Raw genomic sequence first — 25,715 nt, 5'->3', positions numbered from 1 at the left:
GAGCGGTAGTTCAGTTGGTTAGAATACCTGCCTGTCACGCAGGGGGTCGCGGGTTCGAGCCCCGTCCGTTCCGCCACCCTATTAGGGGCGTAGTTCAATTGGTAGAGCACCGGTCTCCAAAACCGGGTGTTGGGGGTTCGAGTCCCTCCGCCCCTGCCAGAAAACGATCCTTTGCTTCGGCAAAGGATTTTTTTTTGCCTTTAAAAAAGCAAAAAAGAAAAACCAGCTAAATCTAACTGGCCTCTGATCTTCCCTGCCTACTGTCCTGCCTGCAAATTCAGCTGTTTTGCCTGACCAGAATCGGGAATTTAAGCAACTGACGGATATGTGCCTGCTGATCGCTGTTCTGCAACCAGACAGCATAGAGCGGACGAACGGCGACGGGCGTATCCGGAATCACCATCAACTCACTGTACACACTCTGCCAGAAGTCCGGCAGAAATGCGCACGCTCCGGTGGTATGTAGCAGTTCACGGGTAACATGTGCCGACGTGGTGGTCAGTACCGGTACATCATCAGCCCCGGAGAGATAGCTCTGATGCTGATGAAAATCTGCTCCCCATTCCAGCTTGATATAATCATATTTTTCACGCTTCTCGCTCTGCCGGGCGCAGAAAAGCGCCAGTGAAATATGACCAATCTGCTGACTGGTTAACTCATCCATCTTAGGTGCTTCAGTGGTGATCAACAGATCCAGCTGGCGCTCATGGAGTTGCTTAACCAGCAGATGTCGTTGTGCCACGCGCGCTTCTAAGTGCAGGCTCTCCCGATTCTCGTAGAGCGTCTGTAGCCATGGCGTCAGATAAGCCTCCCATAGTGATGCACTGGCACCTATTGAAAGCTCATGGTGCTGCTGAGTGTGAGAGACCTCCTTCTTCGCCATCATCCAGGTGCTCATCAGGCTTTCAGCATAGGGGAGCAGTCGCTCTCCGGCCGCCGTCAGACGTATGTTATTGCGATGCCGTGTAAAAAGGTTAACGCCAAGCTGATTCTCTAACTGACGGATGCGAAAACTGACAGCAGATTGCGTGAGGTAAAGTGCTTCTGCAGCACGCCCGAAATGGCGAGTTCTGCTCACTTCCAGGAAAGTTTTCAGTAATTCCGTATCCACAGCGTTCTCCCAAAAAATGTTTGTCGTATAGATTTAAATGTTTTGTTTTACACTCTGTCAAGCCTATCTAATACTCCGCGCCATTAACAGCACGGCATTAGAAAATCAGGAGCGTGTAACATGGCGGAAAGCTTCTCAACAGAGAATCGTTTCTTTGATAACAAACATTACCCGCGTGGTTTCTCACGCCACGGTGACTTTACTATTAAAGAAGCTCAGCTTCTTGAACGCCACGGTTTTGCCTTTAATGAGCTGGATTTATCAAAGCGTGAGCCTGCAACCGAAGAAGAACGTTTGTTTATTGAAGTGTGTCGTGGCGTGCGTGAGCCGCAAACGGAAGCTGAACGTGTATGGTCTAAGTATATGACCCGCATTAAGCGTCCTAAACGTTTTCATACGCTGTCTGGCGGTAAACCGCAGATGGACACCGTTGAAGACTTCACCGACAGCGACGATTAACAGAGAAGGGGCGAAAGCCCCTTTTTTATTGCAGGCTGTTATGCAGATGGATCATTAATCGATCTATCGTGCGATAGCTGACAGCTTCCTGCAGATGATGCCGGGTGATGTCTGTTTCCCCAGCCAGATCGGCCAGGGTGCGGGCCACTTTTAAAATCCGCTGCCATGCCCGTACAGATAAACCCAGCTTCTCCAGCACTGACTCCAGCCACTCCGCATCCTCTTTAGCCGGCTGACACCAGCGCATAATCTCTGCATTGTTTAAATGCGCATTTATTTTTCCTGCACGAGCCAACTGAATGTCACGCGCTGCGACCACACGATGACGAACCTGCTCAGATGCTTCCGCCCTGGCGCGCTGACCGCTGAGCATGCCGCTGGGAAGTAGCGGCACCTCCAGCGAAAGATCAAAACGATCAAGAAAAGGGCCGGATAGCTTACTGAGATAACGCAGCACCTGCTGCGGTGAGCAGCGGTTATGCTGTCCCTGATAGTGTCCGGTTGGACTTGGATTCATTGCAGCAATCAGCTGAAACCGTGCCGGATAGGTAACTTTCGCCCGGGCGCGTGAAATAGCAATGACGCCCGACTCTAATGGTTCGCGCAGGGAGTCCAGCACCTTGCGATCAAATTCCGGTAATTCATCCAGAAACAGCACGCCGTTATGCGCCAGTGAGATCTCACCGGGCCGTGGCAGTGAGCCGCCGCCAATCAGAGCATAGAGAGAGGCGCTGTGGTGAGGTGATCTGAAAGGCCGGGTGCGCCACTGTCGATGCAGGGTATTGCTGTTCACCAGGCTGGCGATTGCCGCGCACTCCAGTGCTTCCTGATCGCTTAAGGAGGGCATGATGCCGGGCAACCGGGTAGCGAGCATGGTTTTACCGGTGCCAGGGGGCCCGATCAGCAACAGGTTGTGCCCGCCAGCCGCAGTGATCTCCAGTGCTCTGCGTCCCTGTTCCTGACCAATGATATCAGCGAGATCGTCAGCAGGTGCATCGCCCTGATGCTCAGGATATTGGGCTGTCTGTAGTGTGAGTTCATTGCGCAGAAAGGCGCACACTTCGCTGAGGTGAGAGGCAACCAGCGACGAGCCCTGACGGATTAGCCCGGCATCACACTGATTCTCAGCGGAGAGGACCAGCTGTCGTCCAGCCTGAATGGCTACCATGGCCGCTGGAATCGCGCCCTGTACACCGCACAGTGCACCGTCGAGTGCCAGCTCACCCAGAAACTCATAGTGCGTCAGCTTGTCGGCAGGAAGCTGCTCAGAGGCCACCAGAATGGCAATCGCCATAGGTAAGTCATACCGCCCGCCCTCTTTGGGTAAATCTGCGGGTGCCAGATTGATGGTGACGCGTTTTGCCGGGAAGGCAAAACCGCTGTTGATAATGGCGCTGCGTACCCGCTCACGCGCCTCTTTCACCGTGGTTTCAGGCAGCCCCACCAGCGTTAACGCAGGCAGTCCGTTACTGATGTGTGCCTCGATGGTCACCAGCGGGGCTTCCACTCCCAGCGCTGCCCGGGTCAGAACTTTTGACAATGACATACTCGCTCCTTGTTACCGTCAGTCTGGTGACAGCATCAAAGGAAAGCCAGGGCATCATCAGCACTATTCGGGCCATTGCACAACCTATCAGAAGTTTTTTCACAACCTGTTAAAACGCTGCGTGTCTGCGCGCAAATTCACCAAAAAATTATTACGTCAGTAAAGTGATGAATAATTATCATCATGTAATTATTTCTTGTATTACAAATTGATAGACCGCGATTTAGCGCCAGGCGCTAAAAAAACTCTGTAAAAAAAGTTGTGTCATGCCCCCTGACTATGATAACTCTGTAGGCATTACTTCGAACAAGCGAAAGAATTGAACAACACATGAAAGCCCTTCTACAAGTGATTAGCCTGGTCGTGATTAGCGTGGTGGTGGTTATTAACCTACCGTGCGGGGCAACGCTTGGAGAAAGAAAGGCTTAGAAATCAAGCCTCGAATCCGAAAAAACCCCCGCACCGAAAGGTCCGGGGGTTTTTTTTCGACCAGAGAAAATATCAGTAAATCCACAAGGAACAAACAATGAACAGTAGCATAAAATTCTGTTGTTCCGGTCAGGACACAGGAGAATAGCGATGACAGGTGCACAGTGGGTAGTTCAGGCTTTACGCGCGCAGGGTGTTGATACCGTATTCGGTTACCCTGGCGGCGCAATCATGCCGGTTTACGACGCGCTCTACGACGGCGGCGTGGAACACCTACTGTGTCGTCACGAGCAGGGCGCTGTGATGGCGGCGATCGGTTATGCGCGCTCAACCGGCAAAACCGGCGTCTGTATCGCCACCTCTGGCCCTGGCGCGACCAACCTGATTACCGGCCTGGCAGATGCCATGATGGATTCGGTTCCGGTCGTGGCAGTAACCGGTCAGGTCACCTCGGCCTTCATCGGCACCGACGCCTTTCAGGAAATCGACGTGCTGGGCTTATCGCTGGCCTGCACCAAACACAGCTTCCTGGTCGAATCGTTAGATGAGCTGCCTGCCATCATGGCAGAAGCCTTTGCGCTGGCGCAGTCGGGCCGTCCGGGTCCGGTACTGGTGGACATTCCTAAAGATATTCAGATTGCGCAGGGAGAACCTGCCCCGCATCTGGTTCCGGTAGAAGAGGGAAGCGCGCTGCCGCATCAGGCGATTCAGGAAGCACGCGCACTGATGGCGCAGGCCAGAAAACCAATGCTCTATGTTGGTGGAGGCGTTGGCCTGGCACAGGCTGTTCCGGCACTGCGCGCGCTGGCAGAAGAGACCGGCATCCCGGCAGTGGCCACCTTAAAGGGGCTGGGCAGCGTAGACCCCCACAGCGAGGTGTATCTCGGCATGCTGGGGATGCACGGTACTAAAGCTGCCAACCTGGCGGTGCAGAGTTGTGACTTACTGATTGCGGTCGGTGCCCGTTTCGATGACCGCGTGACCGGCAAGCTGGACACCTTTGCCCCCCATGCCAGCGTAATTCATCTCGATATCGATCCCGCTGAGTTAAACAAATTACGTCGTGCACACGTCTCTCTGCAGGGTGATCTCAACGAACTGCTGCCCGCCCTGAGTCAGCCTCTGCATATCAACGCCTGGCGCGATGAGATGAAAGCGCTTAAGGCCAGTCACCCATGGCGCTACGACCATCCGGGCGAAGCGATCTATGCACCGCTGTTGCTGAAGCAGCTTTCCGATCGCAAACCGGCCAATACCGTAGTGACCACCGACGTCGGTCAGCACCAGATGTGGACGGCGCAACACATGGCATTCAGCGCGCCAGAGAACTTCATCACCTCCAGCGGCTTAGGCACCATGGGTTTTGGTTTACCCGCCGCCATCGGTGCGCAGGTTGCACGCCCGGAAGATACGGTTATCTGTGTCTCGGGCGATGGCTCCATCATGATGAACATCCAGGAGCTGGGCACTATCAAGCGCGGCAAGCTGCCGGTCAAAATCGTGCTGCTGGATAACCAGCGTCTGGGCATGGTGCGTCAGTGGCAGCAGCTGTTTTTCGATGGCCGCTACAGTGAAACCAATCTGTCCGACAACCCCGACTTCCTCACGCTGGCCAGCGCTTTCAATATTCCCGGCCAGCGCATTACCCGTAAAGATCAGGTCGACGCCGCCCTTGATGCTCTGCTGAACAGCGAAGGTCCTTACTTCCTGCATGTTGCAATTGATGAGCATGAAAACGTCTGGCCACTGGTACCGCCGGGTGCCAGCAATGCAAACATGATGGAGAAAACTGTATGAACCAGCATCAATTGTCTATCGAAGCCCGTTTCCGCCCTGAAATATTGGAGCGCATTTTACGCGTAGTGCGTCACCGCGGTTTTCAGGTCTGTTCTATGAACATGGCCTCAGTCGCCAACGCAGAAAACATTAATATTGAAATGACCGTTGCCAGTCAGCGTTCCGTCGATTTACTGTCTTCGCAGTTAAGCAAATTGATCGACGTTGCATGCGTTCAGATTCAACAACAGACAACACAACAAATCCGCGCTTAGCCGCGAGAGGGAATAACAATGAGCACGAAGAAAGCAGACTTTATTTGGTTCAATGGCGAGATGGTTAAGTGGGAAGAGGCGAAGGTCAGCGTCATGTCCCACGCGTTGCACTACGGTACGTCGGTATTTGAAGGCGTGCGCTGCTACGACTCTCACAAAGGACCGGTTGTGTTCCGCCATCGCGAACACATGCAACGTCTGCACGACTCCGCCAAAATCTATCGCTTCCCGATTAAAAGCAGCGTTGATGAGCTGATGGAAGCGTGCCGCGAAGTCATCCGCGTGAACAAACTGAAAAGTGCTTATATCCGTCCGCTGGCCTTTGTCGGCGATGTGGGCCTGGGCGTGAACCCGCCAGACGGCTTCACCACCGATGTGATCATTGCGGCGTTCCCGTGGGGCGCATACCTGGGCGCTGAAGCCCTTGAGAACGGCATCGATGCCATGGTCTCCTCATGGAACCGCGTAGCACCGAACACCCTGCCAACCGCCGCTAAAGCGGGCGGTAACTACCTCTCCTCACTGCTGGTGGGCAGCGAAGCCCGTCGTCACGGCTATCAGGAAGGGATTGCGCTGGATACTAATGGCCTGATCTCAGAAGGTGCAGGCGAAAACCTGTTTGAAGTTAAAGATGGCGTGCTCTTTACCCCGCCATTTACCTCTTCAGCACTGCCGGGCATCACCCGCGATGCCATCATCACGCTGGCGCGCGATATGGGCATTGAAGTGCGTGAGCAGACCCTGTCGCGTGAATCTCTCTATCTGGCTGACGAAGTCTTTATGTCTGGCACCGCGGCAGAAATTACACCGGTGCGCAGCGTTGACCGCATTCAGGTTGGCGAAGGCAAACGTGGCCCGGTGACCAAACGCATCCAGGAGGCCTTCTTTGGCCTGTTCACCGGCGAAACCGAAGACAAATGGGGCTGGTTAGATCCGGTTAACCCATAATCAGATACAGCGCGGGCGTCATCTGACGTCCGCGAGCTTATTCTTACTGGAGTAAATAGAGTATGCCTAAGTACCGTTCCGCCACCACCACCCACGGCCGCAATATGGCGGGTGCCCGTGCCTTATGGCGCGCGACAGGAATGACCGACGACGATTTCGGCAAGCCGATTATCGCTGTGGTTAACTCATTCACCCAATTTGTGCCGGGCCACGTTCACCTGCGTGATCTTGGTAAACTTGTCGCCGAGCAGATCGAAGCGGCAGGCGGTGTGGCTAAAGAGTTCAACACCATTGCGGTGGATGACGGTATTGCCATGGGTCATGGCGGCATGCTGTATTCACTGCCGTCGCGTGAGCTGATTGCTGACTCGGTCGAGTACATGGTCAACGCCCACTGTGCTGACGCCATGGTCTGCATCTCTAACTGCGACAAAATCACCCCGGGTATGCTGATGGCGTCATTGCGCCTCAATATTCCGGTGATCTTCGTTTCAGGCGGACCGATGGAAGCGGGTAAAACCAAGCTTTCTGACCAGATCATCAAGCTGGATCTGGTAGATGCGATGATTCAGGGTGCCAACCCGAACGTCAGCGATGCCGACAGCGAGCAGATCGAACGCTCTGCCTGTCCGACCTGCGGCTCCTGCTCCGGTATGTTCACCGCCAACTCGATGAACTGCCTGACTGAAGCACTCGGTCTGTCGCAGCCTGGCAACGGTTCACTGCTGGCTACGCATGCCGATCGCAAAGAGCTGTTCATCAATGCCGGTAAGCGCATCGTAAGCCTGACCAAGCGCTATTACGAGCAGGATGATGTCAACATGCTGCCGCGTAACATCGCGAACAAGGCCGCTTTTGAGAACGCCATGATGCTGGATATCGCCATGGGTGGCTCCACCAACACCGTGCTCCACCTGCTGGCAGCCGCACAGGAAGGCGATATCGACTTTAATATCTCCGACATCGATCGCCTGTCACGCAAAGTGCCTCAGCTCTGTAAAGTGGCGCCAAGCACTCCGAAATACCATATGGAAGATGTGCATCGCGCGGGTGGCGTGTTCGCCATTCTCGGCGAGCTGGATCGTGCCGGCCTGTTCGACAGCAGCGCCCGTAATATCCTGCAGCAGACCATGCGTGAAACGCTGGATCAGTACGACATCATGCTGACCAAAGATCAGGCGGTAAAAGATATGTTCCGCGCGGGTCCGGCGGGTATTCGTACCACCCAGGCGTTCTCACAGAACTGCCGCTGGGACACGCTGGATGATGACCGTGCCGAAGGCTGTATCCGTACCCGTGAAAACGCTTACTCGCAGGATGGCGGTCTGGCCGTGCTCTACGGCAACATCGCGGAAGATGGCTGTATCGTAAAAACTGCGGGCGTAGACAAAGAGATCCTGACCTTCACCGGTCCGGCCAAAGTCTATGAAAGCCAGGATGACGCCGTTGAAGCGATTCTGGGCGGCAAAGTCGTTGCGGGCGATGTGGTCGTCATTCGCTACGAAGGTCCAAAAGGCGGGCCAGGCATGCAGGAGATGCTCTATCCGACCACTTATTTGAAATCGATGGGGCTGGGCAAAAGCTGCGCGCTGATCACCGATGGTCGTTTCTCTGGCGGTACGTCAGGCCTCTCTATCGGTCACGCCTCGCCTGAAGCAGCCAACGGCGGCACCATTGCGCTGGTCAAAGATGGCGACACCATCGAAATCGATATCCCTAACCGCGGTATCAAACTCGCCGTACCGGATAACGAACTGCACGCCCGTCGTGAAGAGCAGCAGGCACGTGGCGATGCGGCGTATACGCCGGTCAATCGTCAGCGTGAAGTCTCCTTTGCGCTGCGTGCCTACGCATTACTCGCGACCAGTGCTGACAAAGGCGCCGTCCGCGATAAGAGCAAGCTGGGAGGCTAACAATGGCCGAGTCTCAACCGCTACCCGAGGCGCCTTGTGGCGCTGAGTATTTGCGCGCAGTGTTGCGTTCACCGGTGTATGAAGTGGCACAGGTGACGCCGCTGCAGGTTATGGAAAAAATCTCATCGCGTCTCGGCAACACCATTCTGGTGAAGCGGGAAGATCGTCAGCCGGTGCACAGTTTCAAGGTGCGCGGTGCCTACGCGATGATTGCCGGTCTGAACGAAGAGCAGAAAGCGCGCGGCGTGGTAACGGCGTCAGCCGGTAACCATGCGCAGGGCGTGGCGCTATCCGCCACTAAGCTGGGCATCAAGTCACTGATTGTGATGCCGCTGGCGACGGCAGACATCAAGGTTGATGCGGTGCGCGCATTTGGCGGTGAGGCTTTCCTGTTCGGGGCCAACTTTGACGAGGCGAAAGCCAAAGCGATAGAACTCTCTGAACAGCGCGGTTACACCTTCGTACCGCCGTTTGACCATCCGGCCGTCATTGCCGGACAGGGCACGCTGGCGATGGAGCTGCTGCAACAGGATGCGCATCTCGACCGGGTCTTTGTCCCGGTTGGCGGTGGGGGTCTGGCAGCCGGCGTCGCGGTGCTGATCAAGCAGCTGATGCCGCAAATCAAAGTGATCGCGGTGGAGTCAGAAGATTCAGCCTGCCTGAAAGCAGCGCTGGAGGCGGGTCATCCGGTCGATCTGCCGCGCGTCGGGCTGTTTGCCGAAGGGGTGGCGGTGAAACGGATTGGCAGCGAAACCTTCCGGCTCTGTCAGGAATACATCGATGACATCATCACCGTCGACAGCGATGCGATTTGTGCCGCGATGAAAGATCTGTTTGAAGATGTCCGTGCTGTGGCGGAGCCCTCTGGCGCGCTGGCGCTGGCGGGCATGAAAAAGTATATCCAGCAGCATGGGATCAAAGGCGAGCGGCTGGCGCATGTGTTATCCGGGGCCAACGTCAATTTCCACGGCCTGCGCTACGTTTCTGAGCGCTGCGAGCTGGGCGAACAGCGAGAAGCGCTGCTGGCCGTAACGATCCCGGAACAGCAGGGCAGTTTCCTGCGTTTCTGCCAGACGCTGGGTGGACGGTCGATTACCGAGTTCAACTACCGCTACGCCGATGCGGACAAAGCCTGCATCTTTGTTGGCGTACGACTGACGCGCGGCGTGGAAGAGCGCAGCGAGATCATCAGCGAGCTCACCAGCGGCGGTTATCAGGTGGTCGATCTCTCGGATGATGAGATGGCGAAACTGCACGTGCGTTACATGGTGGGTGGACGTCCTTCTAAACCACTGCGTGAACGCCTCTTCAGCTTTGAATTCCCGGAGGCACCCGGCGCGTTGCTGAAATTCCTGCAAACGCTGGGCACCCACTGGAATATCTCGCTGTTTCATTACCGCAGCCACGGCACCGATTATGGCCGTGTGCTGGCCGCTTTTGAACTTGGCAGCGATGAGCCACGCTTCGAAGAGCATCTCACCGATCTGGGTTACGACTTTCATGACGAAAGCCAGAACCCGGCGTTCCGCTTCTTCCTGTCAGGCAACTGATTACAGCTGGCTCCAGAAAGCACTGATCAGCGGCTCTCCGAGCCGCTTTTTTTGCACGCAGATGCCGAGTTCGAACGGCGCAACCGAGTCAATATTCTCCAGTAGCAGCACACGGTTACGCACCGGCTCCGGGCTGTTTTCCAGCACCACATCCGGCAAAAGTGCAATACCGCAGCCCAGCGCCACCATCGAAACAATCGCCTCATGCCCCGAGACCGTGGCGTAAATCACCGGATTCGGGATGCGCTGGCGGCGGAACCAGAGATCGATACGTCGCCGTGCCGGTCCCTGCACCGGCAGGATAAACGGAATTTTTGACCAGTCGGGCTGCGGCTGTGTTGCCTGGGTACGAACGGCACAGGGCAGTGCAGGCGCGATCAGCACCAGCGGGATCAGCCCCAGTGGCATAAAATCAATGCTGGCGGGCAGCGTTTCAGGACGGCCGGCAATGGCCAGATCGGCATCGCCGGAGTGCACTTTTTCCACCGCATCCGCGGCATCGCCGGTATCCAGTTTGATTTCGACCTGCGGATGTTCAGCGCGAAAGCGGTCGAGGATGGGCGGCAGATGACTGTAGGCCGCCGTCACTGAGCAGAACAGGCGCAGCTCGCCGCTGAGCGAGGGACCGTTAAGATCCATCACATGGCGCAGTTGCTGATACTGCAACAGCGTCTGCTGGGCAAACTGGCGCAGGCGTTCGCCCGCTTCTGTCAGCGTCACGGTGCGGTTATCGCGCAGAAACAGCGCATGGCCGACATCTTCTTCAAGCCGCTGGATCTGGCGTGACAGCGTGGAAGGGCTGACGTGCATAGCACGCGCAGTGCGCCCGAAGTGGCAGCTTTCTGCCAGATGAAGAAACAGTTTCAGATCCCGTAAATCCATGTGCGCGTCGCCTCTGGGTGGTGTTGCATTTATTGCAATGTGACGTTGTTAATATATCAATTTAAGCAACAGAATTCCTGTCATATGATGGGGTCATTCGCGGCGCTGCATGACACGCCGTTCCTGAACAAAAAAAGCAAACACAACCTTACCGGAGTACCCATGGCTAACTATTTCAACACATTGAACCTGCGCAACCAGCTGGCGCAATTAGGCAAGTGCCGTTTCATGGCACGCGATGAATTCGCGGATGGTGCCAGTTTCCTGAAAGGCAAAAAAGTCGTTATCGTTGGCTGTGGTGCGCAGGGCCTGAATCAGGGTCTGAACATGCGTGATTCCGGTCTGGATGTGGCCTATGCACTCCGTGCTGAAGCAATTGCGGAAAAACGCCCTTCATGGCGCAAAGCGACCGATAACGGTTTCAAAGTGGGCACCTACGAAGAACTGATCCCGCAGGCTGACCTGGTGGTAAACCTGACGCCAGACAAGCAGCACTCCGCTGTAGTTCAGGCTGTTCAGCCGCTGATGAAAGATGGCGCTGCGCTGGGCTACTCGCACGGTTTCAACATCGTTGAAGTGGGCGAAAGCATCCGTAAAGACATCACCGTGGTGATGGTGGCACCGAAGTGTCCGGGTACAGAAGTTCGTGAAGAGTACAAACGTGGCTTTGGTGTACCGACGCTGATCGCGGTTCATCCGGAAAACGATCCAAAAGGCGAAGGCATGGCGATTGCCAAAGCCTGGGCAGCAGCAACTGGCGGCGATCGTGCTGGCGTGCTGGAGTCCTCTTTCGTTGCAGAAGTGAAATCTGACCTGATGGGTGAGCAGACTATCCTGTGCGGCATGTTGCAGGCTGGTTCACTGCTCTGCTTCGACAAGCTGGTGGCTGAAGGCACTGACCCGGCTTACGCAGAAAAACTGATCCAGTTCGGCTGGGAAACCATCACCGAATCACTGAAGTTTGGCGGCATCACACTGATGATGGATCGCCTCTCTAACCCGGCTAAACTGCGCGCTTATGCGCTGTCAGAGCAGCTGAAAACCATCATGGCACCGCTGTTCCAGAAACACATGGATGACATCATCTCCGGCGAATTCTCTTCCGGCATGATGGCGGACTGGGCCAACGATGATAAAAACCTGCTGACCTGGCGTGAAGAGACCGGCCAGACCGCGTTCGAAACCGCTTCACAGTATGAAGGCAAAATCGAAGAGCAGGAGTACTACGACAAAGGTGTGGTGATGGTTGCGATGGTTAAAGCGGGCGTTGAGCTGGCGTTTGAAACCATGGTAGACGCCGGCATCATTGAAGAGTCTGCTTACTACGAATCACTGCATGAGCTGCCGCTGATCGCGAACACCATCGCCCGTAAGCGCCTGTATGAAATGAACGTGGTGATCTCCGATACCGCCGAATATGGTAACTACCTGTTCTCCTTCGCCGCGGTGCCGCTGCTGAAAGAGTTCATGACCACGCTGCAGCCAGGCGATCTGGGTAAAGCGGTAGAAGGCACGCAGGTTGATAACGCGCAGCTGCGTGACGTTAACGAAGCGGTTCGCCAGCATCCGATTGAAACCGTTGGCCGTAAGCTGCGTGGCTACATGACCGACATGAAGCGTATCGCTGTCGCGGGCTAATTACCGTCATCACAGTTTTCAGCAAAACAAACCCCGGCTTGCCGGGGTTTTTTGTTGATGAACCATACCAGGCAAGGCCGATTGTAAGTTAGTGCCTGCACTGCTGTGAGACAGTGCAGGCACATGGAATACGGTCAGATCGGAAAGACGCAAAACCGCCATCCATGGCATGCTCGGCCCGCGCGATTACGCACCTCATCCCTGAGGTGCGCCCGTTTCCGGGCCAACGCTTTGCGTTGTTCAAAAACGCTCCCGGCGTTTTTATCCGGGCGGCGGGACGCTTTCCTCTTCTGACCGTATTCCCTGTGCCCTTAAGCTTCTTTATTGCTGCCAGTATCAATACGCTTTTCAGCGAGGTCCGGAAAGCTAACCCGCTTAAGGCGTATGCTCCCTGAGCCTGTCGCCTGATATTGTTTAGCCCTTCAGAGCGGTTGTACTCTGTGAGCCTGCTCCATAAAAAAACCCGGCAGCCGCCGGGTTTTCACTGACCTTCATCCAGCCGGATTAAACGTCATACAGCGTCTGATTACGCGTCTCTTTACAAGCGAGCAATGCAATCAGCGTCAGCACGGCCATCGACGCCAGATAAAGTCCCACCGCCTGCAAACCATAATGCGCATTCAGCCAGGTCGCGATATAAGGCGCAACAGAGGCACCCAGAATCGATGAGAGGTTATAAGAGAACGATGCGCCGGTATAACGCACTTCGGTCGGAAACAGCTCCGGCAGCAGCGCGCCCATCGGACCAAAGGTCAGGCCCATAATGCTCAGACCCAGCAACAGAAACGCCATCACCAGCGCCTGCGATCCGGAACCGAGCATCGCCGGGAACAGGAACGAAAACGCGATAATCATCAGCGTAATGGTAATCATCGTCTTGCGGCGACCAAAACGGTCAGCCAGCAAACCGGCAATCGGCACCATCACTCCAAAGCCAATCACCGCCAGCATCAGCATCCACAACATACTATTACGCGGAATACCCAGACCGGCCGGTGCTGCCGTGGTGCCGTAGCTCATCGAATAGACGGTCATGATATAGAACAGCGTATAGGTCGCCAGCATGATAAAGGTGCCGAGAATGGTGGCAGTCAGATGCTTGCTCAGCAGCGCCGCAATGGGCACCCGAACCTGCTTCTTCTCTTTCTGTACTTTGGCAAACACCGGACTCTCATGCAGCGAAACGCGCACATACAGGCCAATCAGCACCAGCACGGCAGAGAGAATAAACGGCACGCGCCAGCCCCACTGCATAAACTGCTCGTCGGTCAACAGCCACGAAAGCAGCAGAAAAGTGCCGTTAGCGAAGAAAAAGCCAATCGGCGCACCCAGCTGAGGGAAGGAACCGTAAAGCGCACGCTTCTTCGCCGGGGCATTTTCCGTCGCCAGCAGCGCCGCGCCACCCCATTCACCACCCAGTCCCAGTCCCTGACCAAAACGCGCCAGCGCCAGCAGCAGCGGAGCCATCACGCCGATGGTTTCATAGCCGGGCAGCAGACCAATCACCACGGTGGAAATCCCCATGGTCAGCAGCGAGGCAACCAGCGTGGCCTTGCGACCCACGCGATCGCCAAAGTGACCAAACACGGCGGAGCCAATCGGACGCGCGATAAAGGCGATAGCAAACGTGGCCAGCGACTGTAGCGTCGCGACCGTGGCATCACCCTGCGGGAAGAAAATGTGCGGGAAAACAATCACCGCAGCAGTGGCATAAATATAAAAGTCGAAGAACTCGATGGCCGTTCCGACCAGCGAGGCAATCACCACTTTACTGCGTGAGTTAACCGGCGTGGGATCCTGCTGTTTGTCGAGCGTGTCTGTGAGGGAGGCTTGCATAACTGTTTCTTATTTGTAAATACAGACAAAGAATCTTACGCATCTGCCAGAGCGCATTCAATGATGAAAACCCGCGCCGCGTCTGGCTTCAGCGGGCAAAAAGAGGATAATTTCTGAGGTGCGACGAATGTCGGGTGATACCGGGGTAATCCGGACGATATCTGGCGGGATACTCTACGAAAGGGCTAAATAAAAGTGACCCCTCAGCTATTCATCCTGTTATCTGGTTAAAAAATAGCCGAGGGGTAATATTTTCCGCTGTTGTTAACGGATTACGATGATTTGTGTCGTGACGCGCTGCCCGCTTCAGGCATTTGTGGGTCGTCTTTATATTTGGCGGTGGCGATCCACGCCGCACAGAACAGCGTCAGACGGGCGAAGAAGTAGAAAAACGCCATCAGGCCGAGCACGGAACCAAAGGCCGCACCGGAAGGCGAGGTCGCCAGCTTCGGCAGCGTCAGCGTCATCACAAACTTGATCACCTCAAAACCGATTGCCGCCAGCAGCGTGCCGCGGAACAGTGCTTTCTTACGCGGCTTATGACGCGGCAGAATCCAGAAAATCCACAGGAACAGCAGATAGTTAGCCATAACGGAAATCGAGGTGGCGATAATGGTCAGGGCGGGCCGTAACCAGTCGATGCCATCCAGCCCCAGTGCGCTGACGATCATTGCCTGCGCCGAACCGGCTACCGAGGTCAGCGACAGCGTAATCACCAGCGCCAGCATCAGACCGGTCAGCGACAGGAAATCGCGAATATAACGCTTCCAGATCTTCTCTTTGTCATCCGGTTTGCGTTCCCATAGGTCGCGCGACTGGGCACGAATCGCTTCGCGCAGGTTACCCATCCAGTTAAGACCGGAGTAGAGCGCCAGCAGTAAACCGGTAATACCCACGGTGGCACGCTGCTGAATGGCGGTATTTACCGTATTCTTCAGCGTGGTGGCCAGCGTCGGGTCGCTGATGCTGCTGACGATTTTGTTGATGATATCGGTCAGCAGATCCTGGTTCGATGCCAGCACAAAACCCACGGCGGCAAACGACACCATCAGAATGGGGATCAGCGATAAAAAAGAGAAATAGGTAATGGCCGCGCCAAACTGGCTGCCGAGCCGATCATTAAAGCGGTCAAGGGCGCGAATAAAATGCGCCACTGCCGGGATCGCCTGAAACCAGGCGGCAAAACGCGACACGCGCACAATCGAATGATCAACCGTCTCGTTGCCGGTTTTAATATCGATAAGCGGCTTTTGCGGCTGCGTATCCTGCGGGTTTTCCTGCTTGTCTGTCATAGACCTTCACTGTCCTGTTTATCATTAAAATCAAAGTATAGCCGCTCAGGTGACGTACTCCTGTAACACCTGACTCAGCCACTCCATAAAAACCCGCACGCGACGTGCCACATTGCGCCGGTGCGGATAGAGCAGGTGGATCGGCATCGGTCTGGCGGGAAAGCGATGCAGCACTTCTACCAGCTCGCCTCTTTCCAGTAATGTCTGAATTCCGGCGGCTGGCACCTGAATAATGCCTAACCCCGCCAGACAGGCGGCGCGATAGGTTTCGGTGCTGTTCACGGTGACCACACCGCCGGTGTGAACATAGTGACACTGCCTGCCATCAAAATATTCAAAACCCGGTGAGGCCTGACCCAGTTGCTGGCTGTAATGCACCATCGCATGCTGCGACAGCTCTTCCAGCCGGATCGGCATGCCGAAACGCGAAAGGTAGCCAGGGCTGGCGCAGTTGATCAAGGTATGGGTACCAATTTTTCGCGCAATCAGGCCAGAATCTTTGAGCTCACCGACGCGGATTACGCAGTCAAACCCTTCCCGGATCACATCTACCTGACGGTCGCTGCTGCTCAGCTCAATCTCTACGCCGGGGTAGTGCTGCAAAAATTCCGGCAGCCGTGGCAGGATAAAACTGGTGGCCATGGCCACAGACATATCAATCCGGAGTTTACCGCTGAGCGAGGCAGGCTCGTGCTGGAACAGGCTGTCCATATCGTCAATCATCGACAATAAATCCAGACAGCGATCGTAATAGACCAACCCGTCCTGGGTTAGTTGCACCCGGCGCGTGGTGCGATGCAGCAAACGTGTTGCCATTTGATTCTCCAGCGCCTGTATCTGCCGCGAAACGCTGCCTTTGGGGACACCTAAACTCTCTGCCGCGCGGGTAAAACTGCCCATTTCGGCCACCCGCACAAACACCTGCATTGCGTGAATTTTGTCCATGTTGTTCACCGATTGTTGTTTTTATTGAAACAGTGATGCGCATTTAACACTGTTTATAGATCAATAATTCGCGAATATCCTTAACCTGTGTTCAATTTTTCAACAGGTGCGAGAGATGAATCAGAAAGTGGCGTTAATTACCGGTGCAAACCGCGGTTTAGGCCGTAATGGCGCGTTAAAACTGGCAGCCAGGGGGACAGACATTATCCTGACTTACCGCAGCCATGCCGATGAGGCACAGACGGTGGTGAAGGAGATCAAGGCGCTGGGACGACGTGCAGTGGCACTGGCGCTGGACGTCGGCGAAACCGGTCAGTTCGATCGTTTTGTCGGCCAGGTGAAAGAGGCATTGCAACAGCAATGGCAGCGTGAGCGCTTTGACTATTTAGTGAACAACGCCGGACACGGACACTACAAGCCGTTTACCGACACCACCGAGGCGGAATTTGATGCGCTGGTTAATGTGCATTTCAAAGGGCCTTACTTCCTGACCCAGAAGCTGCTGCCGCTGATCAACGACGGTGGCCGCATCCTGAATATCTCCAGCGGTCTGACCCGGCTGATCTATCCTGGCTCCTCGACCTATGCGTCAATGAAAGGGGCGATGGAGGTACTGACGCGCTATCAGGCGAAGGAGCTGGGCGAAAGGCGCATTCGCGTTAATATCCTGGCACCTGGCGCGATAGAGACCGACTTTGGCGGTGGCCGGGTACGCGATACCCCCGAGATTAACCATCAGATTGCCGGGCTGACGGCGCTGGGCCGGGTCGGACTGCCGGATGATATCGGCGACGCCATCAGCGCGATCCTCAGTGACGAAACCGGCTGGATCACCGCTCAGCGTATTGAAGCCTCAGGCGGGCAGGGGATTTAACCGCTGGTGGCGTCGCGGAAAGCACCCCGCGACGTCGCCGCCGCCTTTTACAGCGTAATGGTGCCATCGATGACGGTAACGGTATTACCGCCAATCCAGATGGTTTCACCATTAAAGGTTACGTTCACCCGACCGGCACGCTGCAGGGCAGTACCCTGACGCACGCGATAGGAGGTGGTATGGCCTGCGGCTGCAAAGTAACGCGCCAGACAGGCGTTGGCGCTGCCGGTCACCGGATCTTCGGTCAGGCTGCCATTTTCCACCAGCAGGCCACGCACTTCATACTGTTCATGCTCGCCCGAGGGCAAACGGCCAAAGGGCATCACGCCCGAGACACCCGCATGTTTAATCAGGCGCTGCAAATCGCTGACATTGGGCTGCAGCGCCAGCACGGCCTCGGCGCTGACCATCGGCACCAGCAGCCAGCGGATACCCATATCCACCACGGTCGGGCTTTGCGTCAGATCGAATGCATCGCTGTTTAAGGCGTTACCCATCAGCGCATCCTGCCATGGCATCAGGGTGGCAGCTGGCGCGGCAAAGGCCAGTCCGCCCGTCTCATTAATCTTCACCGTCACGTTACCGACGCCGCACTCCTGCACGATTTCACCCGGCGTACGGGTTGGCCAGCCCGCCTCCAGCAGCGCGTGTGCGGTGCCCAGCGTCGGATGACCGGCAAACGGCAGTTCGCCTTCCACGGTAAAAATACGCACCCGGTAGTCCGCCTCTTCATGTTGTGGCGGCAGCACAAAGGTGGTTTCCGACAGGTTAGTCCAGCGGGCAATCGCCGCCAGCTGGCTGTCGCTCAACCCCTGAGCATCCATAATCACCGCCAGCGGATTGCCATTAAAGGCTGCTGAGGTAAACACATCGACTTGCTTAAACGCGACCTTCATGGTGACTCCTTGCGATTGGGTTCAGTGCGGCCTTTTCTCTGCCGGATGATTGCTTATAACAGCTAACAGCGTTATCAATAAGTTAAAGATTTTACCGGAGACTGTGAATGCTAACGATCCTGGGACGCGCCTCCTCAATCAACGTGCGCAAAGTATTATGGCTGTGTGACGAGCTTGACCTTGATTACCAGCGCGAAGAGTGGGGCGACGGATTCCGCTCAACGCACCTGCCCGAATTCATGGCACTCAACCCCAATGCGATGGTGCCGGTACTGAAAGATGATGACTTTGTGATGTGGGAATCCAACGCCATCCTGCGCTATCTGGCGAATGCCTATGGCGGCGAGTGGCTCTATCCTCATCATCCGCAAACGCGTGCGCCTGTCGATCAGTGGATGGACTGGCAGTCCACTGAACTCAACACCTCATGGCGCTACGCATTTATGTCGCTGGTGCGAAATTCACCGGCTCATCAGGATCCACGTCTGCTGGCCGCGGCCAGTAAAGGCTGGGCACACACCATGAGCATTCTCAATCAGCAGCTGGAAAAAACCGGTCGTTACGTTGCCGGACGTAATTTCACGCTGGCAGACATTCCGATTGGTCTGGCGGTGAACCGCTGGTTTGAAACGCCGCTCGAACACCCTGATTATCCGGCGGTACGCACCTATTACGAACGCCTGACTGAACGCCACGGCTATACTGTCTGGGGCCGCAACGGTACACCCTGAGCCTCGCCGCAGGATACTCCCGCCAGTTCACAGGCGATTTCGCCCGCGCGTCTGATCGCCCAGCTGTAGCGCGCATCAAACGGATAGCAGCAGGAGAGGCGCAGTGCATGGTTGTAGCGCTCGCTCAGCGAATAGAGCGCGCCGGGCGTGACGCAAATCTGCTCCTGCAGCAGCCGATCAAACATCTCGGTGGTATTTACGCCGCCCGGTAACTCGACCCAGAAGACGAAGCCACCGCGCGGCAGCGTCGCGCGGGTGCCCTCCGGGAAGTAGCGGGCGATCAGCCCCCGCGCCTCATCCAGGTTGGCCGCGTAGCGACGGCGCAGCGTGCGCAGATGGTGGTCATAACCGCCGGAAGCAAGAAACTCCGCCAGCGTTTCAGAGAGCAGGGCGGATTCTGCCATCGACGACACCGCTTTCAGTCGGGCAATCGCATCATGAAAACGGCCAGCGGCGGTCCAGCCAATACGGAAATCGGGCGCCACGGTTTTGGTGAAGCTGGTGCAGTAGATCACCCAGCCGTCGCGATCAAAGGCTTTTACCGCGGGCGAGAGCGGCCAGTCGAACTGTAACTCGTCATACAGCCCATCTTCTATCAGCGGAACGTGGTAAGTATTCACTAACTTCGCCAGCCGCTTCTTGTTCTCCAGCGACATGCCGCAGCCCAGCGGGTTCTGCGCGCTCGGCATCGCAATCAGCGCCTTAATTCGCTGCTCCTGAAGCAGCATCTCCAGCGCATCCAGCGACAGCCCATGCTGCGGATCGGTGGGAATTTCCAGCGCCTTAAGGCCCAGTGAAGCCAGCAGCGGGAAGAGGAAAAAGTAGGTCGGCGACTCCAGTCCGACGCAGTCGCCGGGCTGCGTGACCGCCCGCAGCGCCAGCTGAAGCGCCTCCATGCAGCCGTGGGTCAGGGTGATCTCATCGGCGGTGAGCGTCTGTCCGGCGTGCAGCGCCCGTCGCGCAATCTCCTCCCGTAAGCGCTCACTACCGGGCGGAAGCGCATAGCGCCCAATCATGTTCGGATCACGGCGCAGCAGTGAGGCAGTAATCCGGGCAATACGCGCCGCAGGAAACAGCTCGCTATCCTGGGGACAGGCCAGGGAAATATTGATGTAGTCGGGATGGTTCTGCGCCGCAAATACCTTATCGATCAGGTCGAGCTTGCTGCTGCTGGGGTCGCGTACCCGGGTTTTATGCTGACCATGGCGGGTCACGGCGGGCAACACGCCGCGCACGTAATAGCCCGACTGGGGACGCGCCTCAATCAGCCCGCGATCTTCCAGCAACTGCCAGGCATTCAGTACCGTATTGACGCTGACCTGATGTGACTGGGCGACGCGGCGGATCGCCGGCAGGCGTTTGCCAGGTTTCAGCGTTCCCTGATGGATAGCCTCAGCGAAGCTGTCTGCCAGCTGCTGATAGAGCGGCCGATCGGAAGTGGGAGCAAGGGACACAGTAGCCTCCGGATTGGATGGGTACAATTGCTGTTAACGGGAACTGTAACCATAACAATAGTGATTTTGTGTCACTGTTACCATCCCTTTTCCCGCCGTAGCATAGAACTCTGTCTGTTTTCAGGAGAGTCACCATGCTCGATCCCTCTTTCTTCAGTTACGTTACCGTCATGTCGATTACGCCAGGCCCGAACAATCTGCTGCTGGCGACCTCAGGCGTCAATTTCGGCATGCGCCGCACGCTGCCGATGGTGTTTGGCATACTGGTAGGTTGTGCGCTGCAAACGGTGATCGCCGGCGTCGCACTGGAGGTCTTACTGCACTGGATGGCGGCGATTCGCCTGCCGCTGACGCTGGCAGGCTGTGCCTATCTGTTGTGGCTGTCGTGGAAGATTTTCCGTGCGGCAGCACCTGAAGTGCGCAGCAAGCCGCAGCCCATGACGCTGCTGGGCGGAGCCTGTTTCCAGGCGATCAATCCCAAAGCCTGGCTGATGGCGACCAATGTGGCACTGTTGTACAGCGCCAGCAGCGGCGTGCTGACGGTGATGATCGGCTTTATGCTGCTGAACCTGCCATGCATTCTGATCTGGGCTGCGCTGGGCGATCGCCTGCGCAGCCATCTGCAGGTTGCCTGGAAGCGTCAGTTATTCAACAGCCTGATGGCGCTGTCGCTGGTGGCGACTACCATCTGGATGCTGACCGACGCCTTGCTGGCCGCTTAATCGGGTGCACCTGGTGCTGTGGCCGACGGCCATTTCCAGTTCTGCACCTCCGGCACATCTTCACCGTGTTCACGCACGTAGCGATGATGCTCAGCGATGCGCTCCTGCAGATTGTCCAGCAGCTCAGGATGCGCATCGGCCAGGCCCGGCACGCGCAGAATCGCCTCCTGCGCCAGATGATAGCGGTCAAGCTCGTTCAGCACCGTCATATCAAATGGCGTGGTGGTGGTTCCCTCTTCATTGAAGCCGCGCACATGGAAGTTGCGGTGGTTGGTACGCGAATAGGTCAGGCGATGTATCAGCGTTGGATAGCCGTGGAAGGCGAAGATCACCGGTTTATCCTGGGTAAACAGCGCGTCGAATTCCGCATCAGATTTGCCATGCGGATGCTGATCCTGCGGCTGCAGCGCCAGCAGATCGACCACGTTCACCACGCGGATACGCAGTTCGGGCAGCATACCGCGCAGCAGATCCACCGCCGCCATCGTCTCCATGGTCGGCACATCACCGGCACAGGCCATCACCACATCCGGCTCCTCATGCTCTGGGGTGGTGCCCGCCCAGCGCCACTCGCCCATGCCCGCTTCACAATGGGTCACCGCACTCGCCATATCCAGCCACTGCGGCGCAGGCTGCTTGCCCGCCACAATCACATTGATGCGGTCCCAGGTGCGCAGGCAGTGATCGCCAACCCACAGCAGCGTATTGGCATCGGGCGGCAGATAGATGCGCACAATGTCCGCTTTTTTATTGGCAACGTGATCGATAAAACCTGGATCCTGATGGCTGTAGCCATTGTGATCCTGTCGCCAGACGTGCGAAGAGAGCAGATAGTTCAGCGACGAGATCGGCTTACGCCAGCCCAGTTTACGCGAGACTTTCAGCCACTTGGCGTGCTGGTTAAACATCGAATCGACGATGTGGATAAAAGCTTCATAACAGTTAAACAGCCCGTGGCGGCCGGTCAGCAGATAGCCCTCAAGCCAGCCCTGACACTGATGCTCACTGAGAATTTCCATCACCCGGCCATCACGCGCCAGCTGCTCATCGTAAGGCTCTGTTCGTTCCAGCCAGGTACGGCTGGTCACGTCGAAGACCGGCGTCAGGCGGTTAGAGGCGGTTTCATCCGGGCCAAACAGGCGGAAATTATCGCGGTTGCGCTGGAACAGCACGCTGAGATAGCGGCCCAGATGCTCAGTGGCCTGCGCCATCTGGGCGCCTGGCTCGCTGACATCGCAGGCAAACTCCGCGAGTTCAGGCGTATCCAGCTCACGGCGCAACAGGCCGCCATTGGCATAAGGCGAAGACCCCATGCGTTTATCACCTTCCGGTGCCAGCGCCTGCAGTTCCGGCTTTAAGCGCCCCTGTTCATCAAACAGGTCGTCTGGCTGATAACTCCGCATCCACGTCTCAAGGATCTGGCGATGTCCTTCATCTTCGCGACAGGCCGCGACCGGCACCTGATGCGCCCGCCAGAAATCTTCCACTTTCTTGCCGTCGACCGTTTTGGGGCCGGTCCAGCCTTTGGGGCTGCGCAGGATAATCATTGGCCAGCGCGGCACCCCGGTGGTGGCTTTGCCCTGGCGCGCCTCGCGCTGATAAGCGGCGATTTTACTGAAGGCACTATCCAGCGCCTCCGCCATCATCGGATGCATTTTTTCAGGCTCATGCCCGCAGACGAACAGCGGCTCATAGCCGTAGCCACTGAACAACTGGTGCAAATCTTCATCGCTGCTGCGACCCAGCAGCGTCGGGTTGGCGATTTTGTAGCCATTGAGGTGCAGAATCGGCAGGACCGCGCCGTCACGTTCAGGATTCAGGAATTTAATGCCGTGCCAGCTGGAGGCCAGTGGACCGGTCTCCGCTTCGCCGTCGCCAATCACGCAGGGTACAACCAGTTCGGGATTATCGAAGGCCGCGCCAAACGCATGGGAGAGCGAATAGCCCAGTTCACCGCCTTCATTAATCGAGCCAGGCGTTTCCGGTGCCGCGTGACTGGGAATGCCCCCCGGAAAGGAGAACTGTTTGAACAGACGCTGCATGCCCGCCGCATCCTGCGTGATGTGCGGATAAATCTCGCTGTAGCTGCCCTCAAGCCAGGTATTCGCCACCATGCCGGGGCCGCCATGTCCTGGTCCGCAGATGTAGATCATATCCAGGTTTTGCTTCCGGATAACGCGGTTGAGGTGGGCATAGATAAAATTCAGGCCTGGCGTAGTGCCCCAGTGACCCAGCAGACGCGGTTTAATGTGTTCAGGCCTGAGTGGCTCACGCAACAGCGGGTTATCCATCAGGTAAATTTGTCCGACGGAGAGGTAGTTCGCGGCCCGCCAGTAGCGGTCGAGCAGCGTGAATTCCGGTGAAGCAGGGGAGTAAGACATGCAGTTTCCTCCTGATCGTGCAGCTAAAAGATGCCTTAACCCTAATAGAGAATGCCCGGATCGACCAGGTAACCGGCCAATAAAAAAGGCCCCGCAGTGCGGAGCCTTTTTATCAATGGCGCTGAATTATTTGCCGACGACGAACGCGGTTTCCCGTCCTTCATCGTTTGCCGCCATCGGAGTGACCGGCGAATAGTCGAGCTGCAGAATCCGGCTGGTTTCGGCTAACACTTTCTCTGTCAGCGCTACGTCGCCGTTCAGCTTACGTCCCCAGGATGGGATCACCGCACGGATTTTGTTCTGCCATTCCGGCGAAGCCATCTGCTCAGGACAAACCTTGTGCAGCAGCTCCAGCATGATCGGTGCCGCCGTAGAGGCGCCAGGCGATGCACCCAGCAGTGCTGAAATCGAGCCATCCTGTGAGGCGACCACTTCGGTGCCCAGGCGTAACACGGCGCCCTCTTTCTCATCTTTCTTGATGATCTGCACACGCTGACCGGCAGTCACTAAGCGCCAGTCCTCCTGCTTCGCCTGCGGCACATAGGCGCGCAGGGCGTCCATCCGGTCGCGATCGCTTTGCAGCACCTGATCCATCAGGTATTTCACCAGATCAAAACTTTTCAGCCCCACTTTCACCATCGGCAGCATATTGCTGCTGTTCAGTGAGGTGAACATATCCATCAGCGAACCCTGCTTCAGGAACTTAGTCGAGAAGGTGGCGAACGGGCCAAACAGCAGCACCTGCTTGCCATCCAGCACGCGGGTGTCGACGTGCGGCACGGACATCGGCGGCGCACCGACGCTGGCTTTGCCATAGACCTTGGCCATGTGCTGCGCGACGACCTGCGGATTTTCCGTTACCAGGAATGAACCGCCCACCGGGAAACCAGCGTAACCGTTGGCTTCCGGGATGCCAGCCTTCTGCAACAGCGGTAACGCTGCGCCGCCAGCACCGATAAATATTCTACCCGCCGTCAGTGTGCGACGTGTGCCGCTGTTCAGACACTGCAGCGTAACCTGCCAGCGACCGTCGGCGAGCTGCTTCAGCTCACGCACTTCCTGGCGCAGACGCAGCTGGAAATTCGCTTTCTTCTCTAATGAGGCGATCAGCTGACGGGTGATTTCACCGAAGTTCACGTCGGTGCCCATCTCCGTCCAGGTCGCGGCTACTTTCTGGCTGCGGTCACGGCCATTCATCACCAGCGGGATCCAGCGGGCAATCTGCTGCGGATCTTCGGAGTAGGCCATGCCACGGAACAGGGTGCTTTTCTGCAGCGCCTTAAAGCGCTTGCGCAGGAAGTCGACATTGTCGTCACCCCAGACAAAGCTCATGTGCGGCGTGCTGTGAATAAAGCTTTTAGGGTTGCGCAGGTTGCCTTTCTGGACCTGATAAGCCCAGAACTGGCGGGAAATCTGGAACGATTCGTTGATCGTCACCGCTTTAGAGATGTCGATGCTGCCATCCGCCTGCTGAGGCGTATAGTTCAGCTCTGCCAGCGCCGCATGACCGGTGCCCGCGTTATTCCAGCCGTTGGACGACTCTTCGGCCACGCTATCCAGCCGCTCCACCATTTCGATGGACCAGTCCGGCTCTAAATCCTGCAGCCACGCGCCGAGGGTGGCGCTCATCACACCTGCGCCAATCAGCAGCACGTCAACGTCTTTGCGCTCCTGCGCGGTAGTAGTGGTGTCCTTTGCCATGGCACTCATCGCGAGCGCAAGGTTTACAGCTGAATTGCACATGAGGCGACATCTCCTCTTCTGTTGACCTGAAGCCCAACAGTTTTGCAGGCGAAATAGTCACGCTTCTTACGAGCGCGTTGCGCTATTTCTCAAAGGTTAAGTCTCAGGTATAGGGTTAAAGCGGTAATAACGCGTTAACTGCACGTTATGCTTTGTCATCTGAATATAACATTCTCGCATCTGAATTAAACATTTGTTTATTTTTTAAATGCAGAAATGATTCAGCATAAGAATTAATCATCAGGGCCAGCGGCGTATTAGGGATTTTTTAGTGTGAAGTCAGTGGGTTAACGGAAATGGCATGTTGCTGAAAA

Annotated in this window: 21 protein-coding genes and 1 tRNA gene; 12 read left to right on the top strand and 10 right to left on the bottom strand. The window is 56.4% G+C overall.

Features of this window, described 5'->3' with window-relative positions:
* Positions 1-83: 83 nt before the first annotated feature.
* Positions 84-159 (top strand) — tRNA-Trp (locus HFD94_RS21070).
* 118 nt (positions 160-277) lie between these two features.
* Here the strand turns inward: HFD94_RS21070 and hdfR are convergent.
* Positions 278-1,111: an HTH-type transcriptional regulator HdfR gene (gene hdfR / locus HFD94_RS21065; RefSeq protein ID WP_010253571.1), complete on the bottom strand. Its 834-nt coding sequence runs from the start codon at positions 1,109-1,111 to the stop codon at positions 278-280.
* A 120-nt stretch (positions 1,112-1,231) separates the two neighbouring features.
* Here hdfR and HFD94_RS21060 point away from each other — a divergent pair, with 120 nt between their 5' ends.
* Entirely contained in the window at positions 1,232-1,570 is a 339-nt protein-coding gene (locus tag HFD94_RS21060; protein WP_010253568.1) for a DUF413 domain-containing protein, read from the top strand.
* A 25-nt stretch (positions 1,571-1,595) separates the two neighbouring features.
* Here HFD94_RS21060 and HFD94_RS21055 read toward each other — a convergent pair whose 3' ends face one another.
* Positions 1,596-3,116 (bottom strand): YifB family Mg chelatase-like AAA ATPase, encoded by a 1,521-nt coding sequence (locus tag HFD94_RS21055; protein ID WP_033780902.1) that lies wholly within the window; start codon positions 3,114-3,116, stop codon positions 1,596-1,598.
* Between the two features lie 330 nt (positions 3,117-3,446).
* Here HFD94_RS21055 and ilvL point away from each other — a divergent pair, with 330 nt between their 5' ends.
* The 6 genes from ilvL to ilvA all read left to right on the top strand — a co-directional run bounded on the left by ilvL (position 3,447) and on the right by ilvA (position 10,007).
* Positions 3,447-3,545 carry an ilv operon leader peptide gene (gene ilvL, locus HFD94_RS21050; protein ID WP_072101316.1) on the top strand — a complete coding sequence of 33 codons (99 nt, stop codon included), beginning with the start codon at positions 3,447-3,449 and terminating at the stop codon, positions 3,543-3,545.
* A gap of 150 nt (positions 3,546-3,695) precedes the next feature.
* Entirely contained in the window at positions 3,696-5,342 is a 1,647-nt protein-coding gene (ilvG, locus tag HFD94_RS21045) for an acetolactate synthase 2 catalytic subunit (RefSeq protein ID WP_033773126.1), read from the top strand.
* On the top strand, positions 5,339-5,596 hold the full coding sequence (ilvM, locus tag HFD94_RS21040; RefSeq protein ID WP_008926359.1) for an acetolactate synthase 2 small subunit: 258 nt from the start codon (positions 5,339-5,341) through the stop codon (positions 5,594-5,596). The genes ilvG and ilvM overlap by 4 nt, the downstream gene beginning before the upstream one ends.
* Before the next feature lie 18 nt (positions 5,597-5,614).
* On the top strand, positions 5,615-6,544 hold the full coding sequence (locus tag HFD94_RS21035; protein ID WP_010253558.1) for a branched-chain amino acid transaminase: 930 nt from the start codon (positions 5,615-5,617) through the stop codon (positions 6,542-6,544).
* Between the two features lie 62 nt (positions 6,545-6,606).
* On the top strand, positions 6,607-8,457 hold the full coding sequence (ilvD, locus tag HFD94_RS21030) for a dihydroxy-acid dehydratase (RefSeq protein ID WP_010253556.1): 1,851 nt from the start codon (positions 6,607-6,609) through the stop codon (positions 8,455-8,457).
* 2 nt (positions 8,458-8,459) lie between these two features.
* Positions 8,460-10,007, top strand: coding sequence for a threonine ammonia-lyase, biosynthetic (ilvA, locus tag HFD94_RS21025; protein ID WP_010253553.1), 1,548 nt, complete (start codon positions 8,460-8,462; stop codon positions 10,005-10,007).
* On the opposite strand, the gene ilvY is transcribed toward ilvA, so the two are convergent.
* On the bottom strand, positions 10,008-10,889 hold the full coding sequence (gene ilvY / locus HFD94_RS21020; RefSeq protein ID WP_010671461.1) for an HTH-type transcriptional activator IlvY: 882 nt from the start codon (positions 10,887-10,889) through the stop codon (positions 10,008-10,010).
* A gap of 162 nt (positions 10,890-11,051) precedes the next feature.
* On the opposite strand from ilvY, the gene ilvC reads away from it, so the two are divergent.
* Positions 11,052-12,527, top strand: coding sequence for a ketol-acid reductoisomerase (gene ilvC / locus HFD94_RS21015; RefSeq protein ID WP_010253551.1), 1,476 nt, complete (start codon positions 11,052-11,054; stop codon positions 12,525-12,527).
* A 504-nt stretch (positions 12,528-13,031) separates the two neighbouring features.
* Here ilvC and HFD94_RS21010 read toward each other — a convergent pair.
* The 3 genes from HFD94_RS21010 to HFD94_RS21000 all read right to left on the bottom strand — a co-directional run bounded on the left by HFD94_RS21010 (position 13,032) and on the right by HFD94_RS21000 (position 16,600).
* A complete protein-coding gene (locus HFD94_RS21010; RefSeq protein WP_010671462.1) occupies positions 13,032-14,363 on the bottom strand; it encodes an MFS transporter in 1,332 nt (443 codons plus the stop codon).
* Between the two features lie 272 nt (positions 14,364-14,635).
* Positions 14,636-15,655: an inner membrane protein YhjD gene (gene yhjD, locus HFD94_RS21005; protein ID WP_167433524.1), complete on the bottom strand. Its 1,020-nt coding sequence runs from the start codon at positions 15,653-15,655 to the stop codon at positions 14,636-14,638.
* A gap of 45 nt (positions 15,656-15,700) precedes the next feature.
* Positions 15,701-16,600: a LysR family transcriptional regulator gene (locus HFD94_RS21000; RefSeq protein WP_010253546.1), complete on the bottom strand. Its 900-nt coding sequence runs from the start codon at positions 16,598-16,600 to the stop codon at positions 15,701-15,703.
* Between the two features lie 115 nt (positions 16,601-16,715).
* Here HFD94_RS21000 and HFD94_RS20995 point away from each other — a divergent pair, with 115 nt between their 5' ends.
* Positions 16,716-17,474, top strand: coding sequence for an SDR family NAD(P)-dependent oxidoreductase (locus tag HFD94_RS20995; protein ID WP_122889820.1), 759 nt, complete (start codon positions 16,716-16,718; stop codon positions 17,472-17,474).
* A 47-nt stretch (positions 17,475-17,521) separates the two neighbouring features.
* Here the strand turns inward: HFD94_RS20995 and HFD94_RS20990 are convergent, their stop codons facing one another.
* Positions 17,522-18,370, bottom strand: coding sequence for a PhzF family phenazine biosynthesis protein (locus HFD94_RS20990; RefSeq protein ID WP_010253539.1), 849 nt, complete (start codon positions 18,368-18,370; stop codon positions 17,522-17,524).
* A 107-nt stretch (positions 18,371-18,477) separates the two neighbouring features.
* Here HFD94_RS20990 and HFD94_RS20985 point away from each other — a divergent pair, with 107 nt between their 5' ends.
* Positions 18,478-19,101: a glutathione S-transferase family protein gene (locus HFD94_RS20985; protein WP_010253536.1), complete on the top strand. Its 624-nt coding sequence runs from the start codon at positions 18,478-18,480 to the stop codon at positions 19,099-19,101.
* Here HFD94_RS20985 and HFD94_RS20980 read toward each other — a convergent pair.
* On the bottom strand, positions 19,068-20,555 hold the full coding sequence (locus HFD94_RS20980; RefSeq protein ID WP_052270739.1) for a PLP-dependent aminotransferase family protein: 1,488 nt from the start codon (positions 20,553-20,555) through the stop codon (positions 19,068-19,070). The genes HFD94_RS20985 and HFD94_RS20980 overlap by 34 nt on opposite strands.
* 134 nt (positions 20,556-20,689) lie before the next feature.
* On the opposite strand from HFD94_RS20980, the gene HFD94_RS20975 reads away from it, so the two are divergent.
* Positions 20,690-21,277 (top strand): LysE family translocator, encoded by a 588-nt coding sequence (locus HFD94_RS20975; protein WP_064691004.1) that lies wholly within the window; start codon positions 20,690-20,692, stop codon positions 21,275-21,277.
* Here HFD94_RS20975 and HFD94_RS20970 read toward each other — a convergent pair.
* Entirely contained in the window at positions 21,274-23,658 is a 2,385-nt protein-coding gene (locus tag HFD94_RS20970; protein WP_167433523.1) for a phosphoketolase, read from the bottom strand. The genes HFD94_RS20975 and HFD94_RS20970 overlap by 4 nt on opposite strands.
* 126 nt (positions 23,659-23,784) lie before the next feature.
* Entirely contained in the window at positions 23,785-25,401 is a 1,617-nt protein-coding gene (gene mqo, locus HFD94_RS20965; protein WP_062759585.1) for a malate dehydrogenase (quinone), read from the bottom strand.
* Between the last annotated feature and the right edge of the window lie 314 nt (positions 25,402-25,715).

It is taken from the genome of Pantoea sp. EKM20T (genome assembly GCF_011800485.1).
Taxonomy (GTDB): domain Bacteria; phylum Pseudomonadota; class Gammaproteobacteria; order Enterobacterales; family Enterobacteriaceae; genus Pantoea; species Pantoea agglomerans.
The sequence above is the reverse complement of the archived record's forward strand: the minus strand, read 5'-3'. Positions and strand labels throughout refer to the sequence as shown.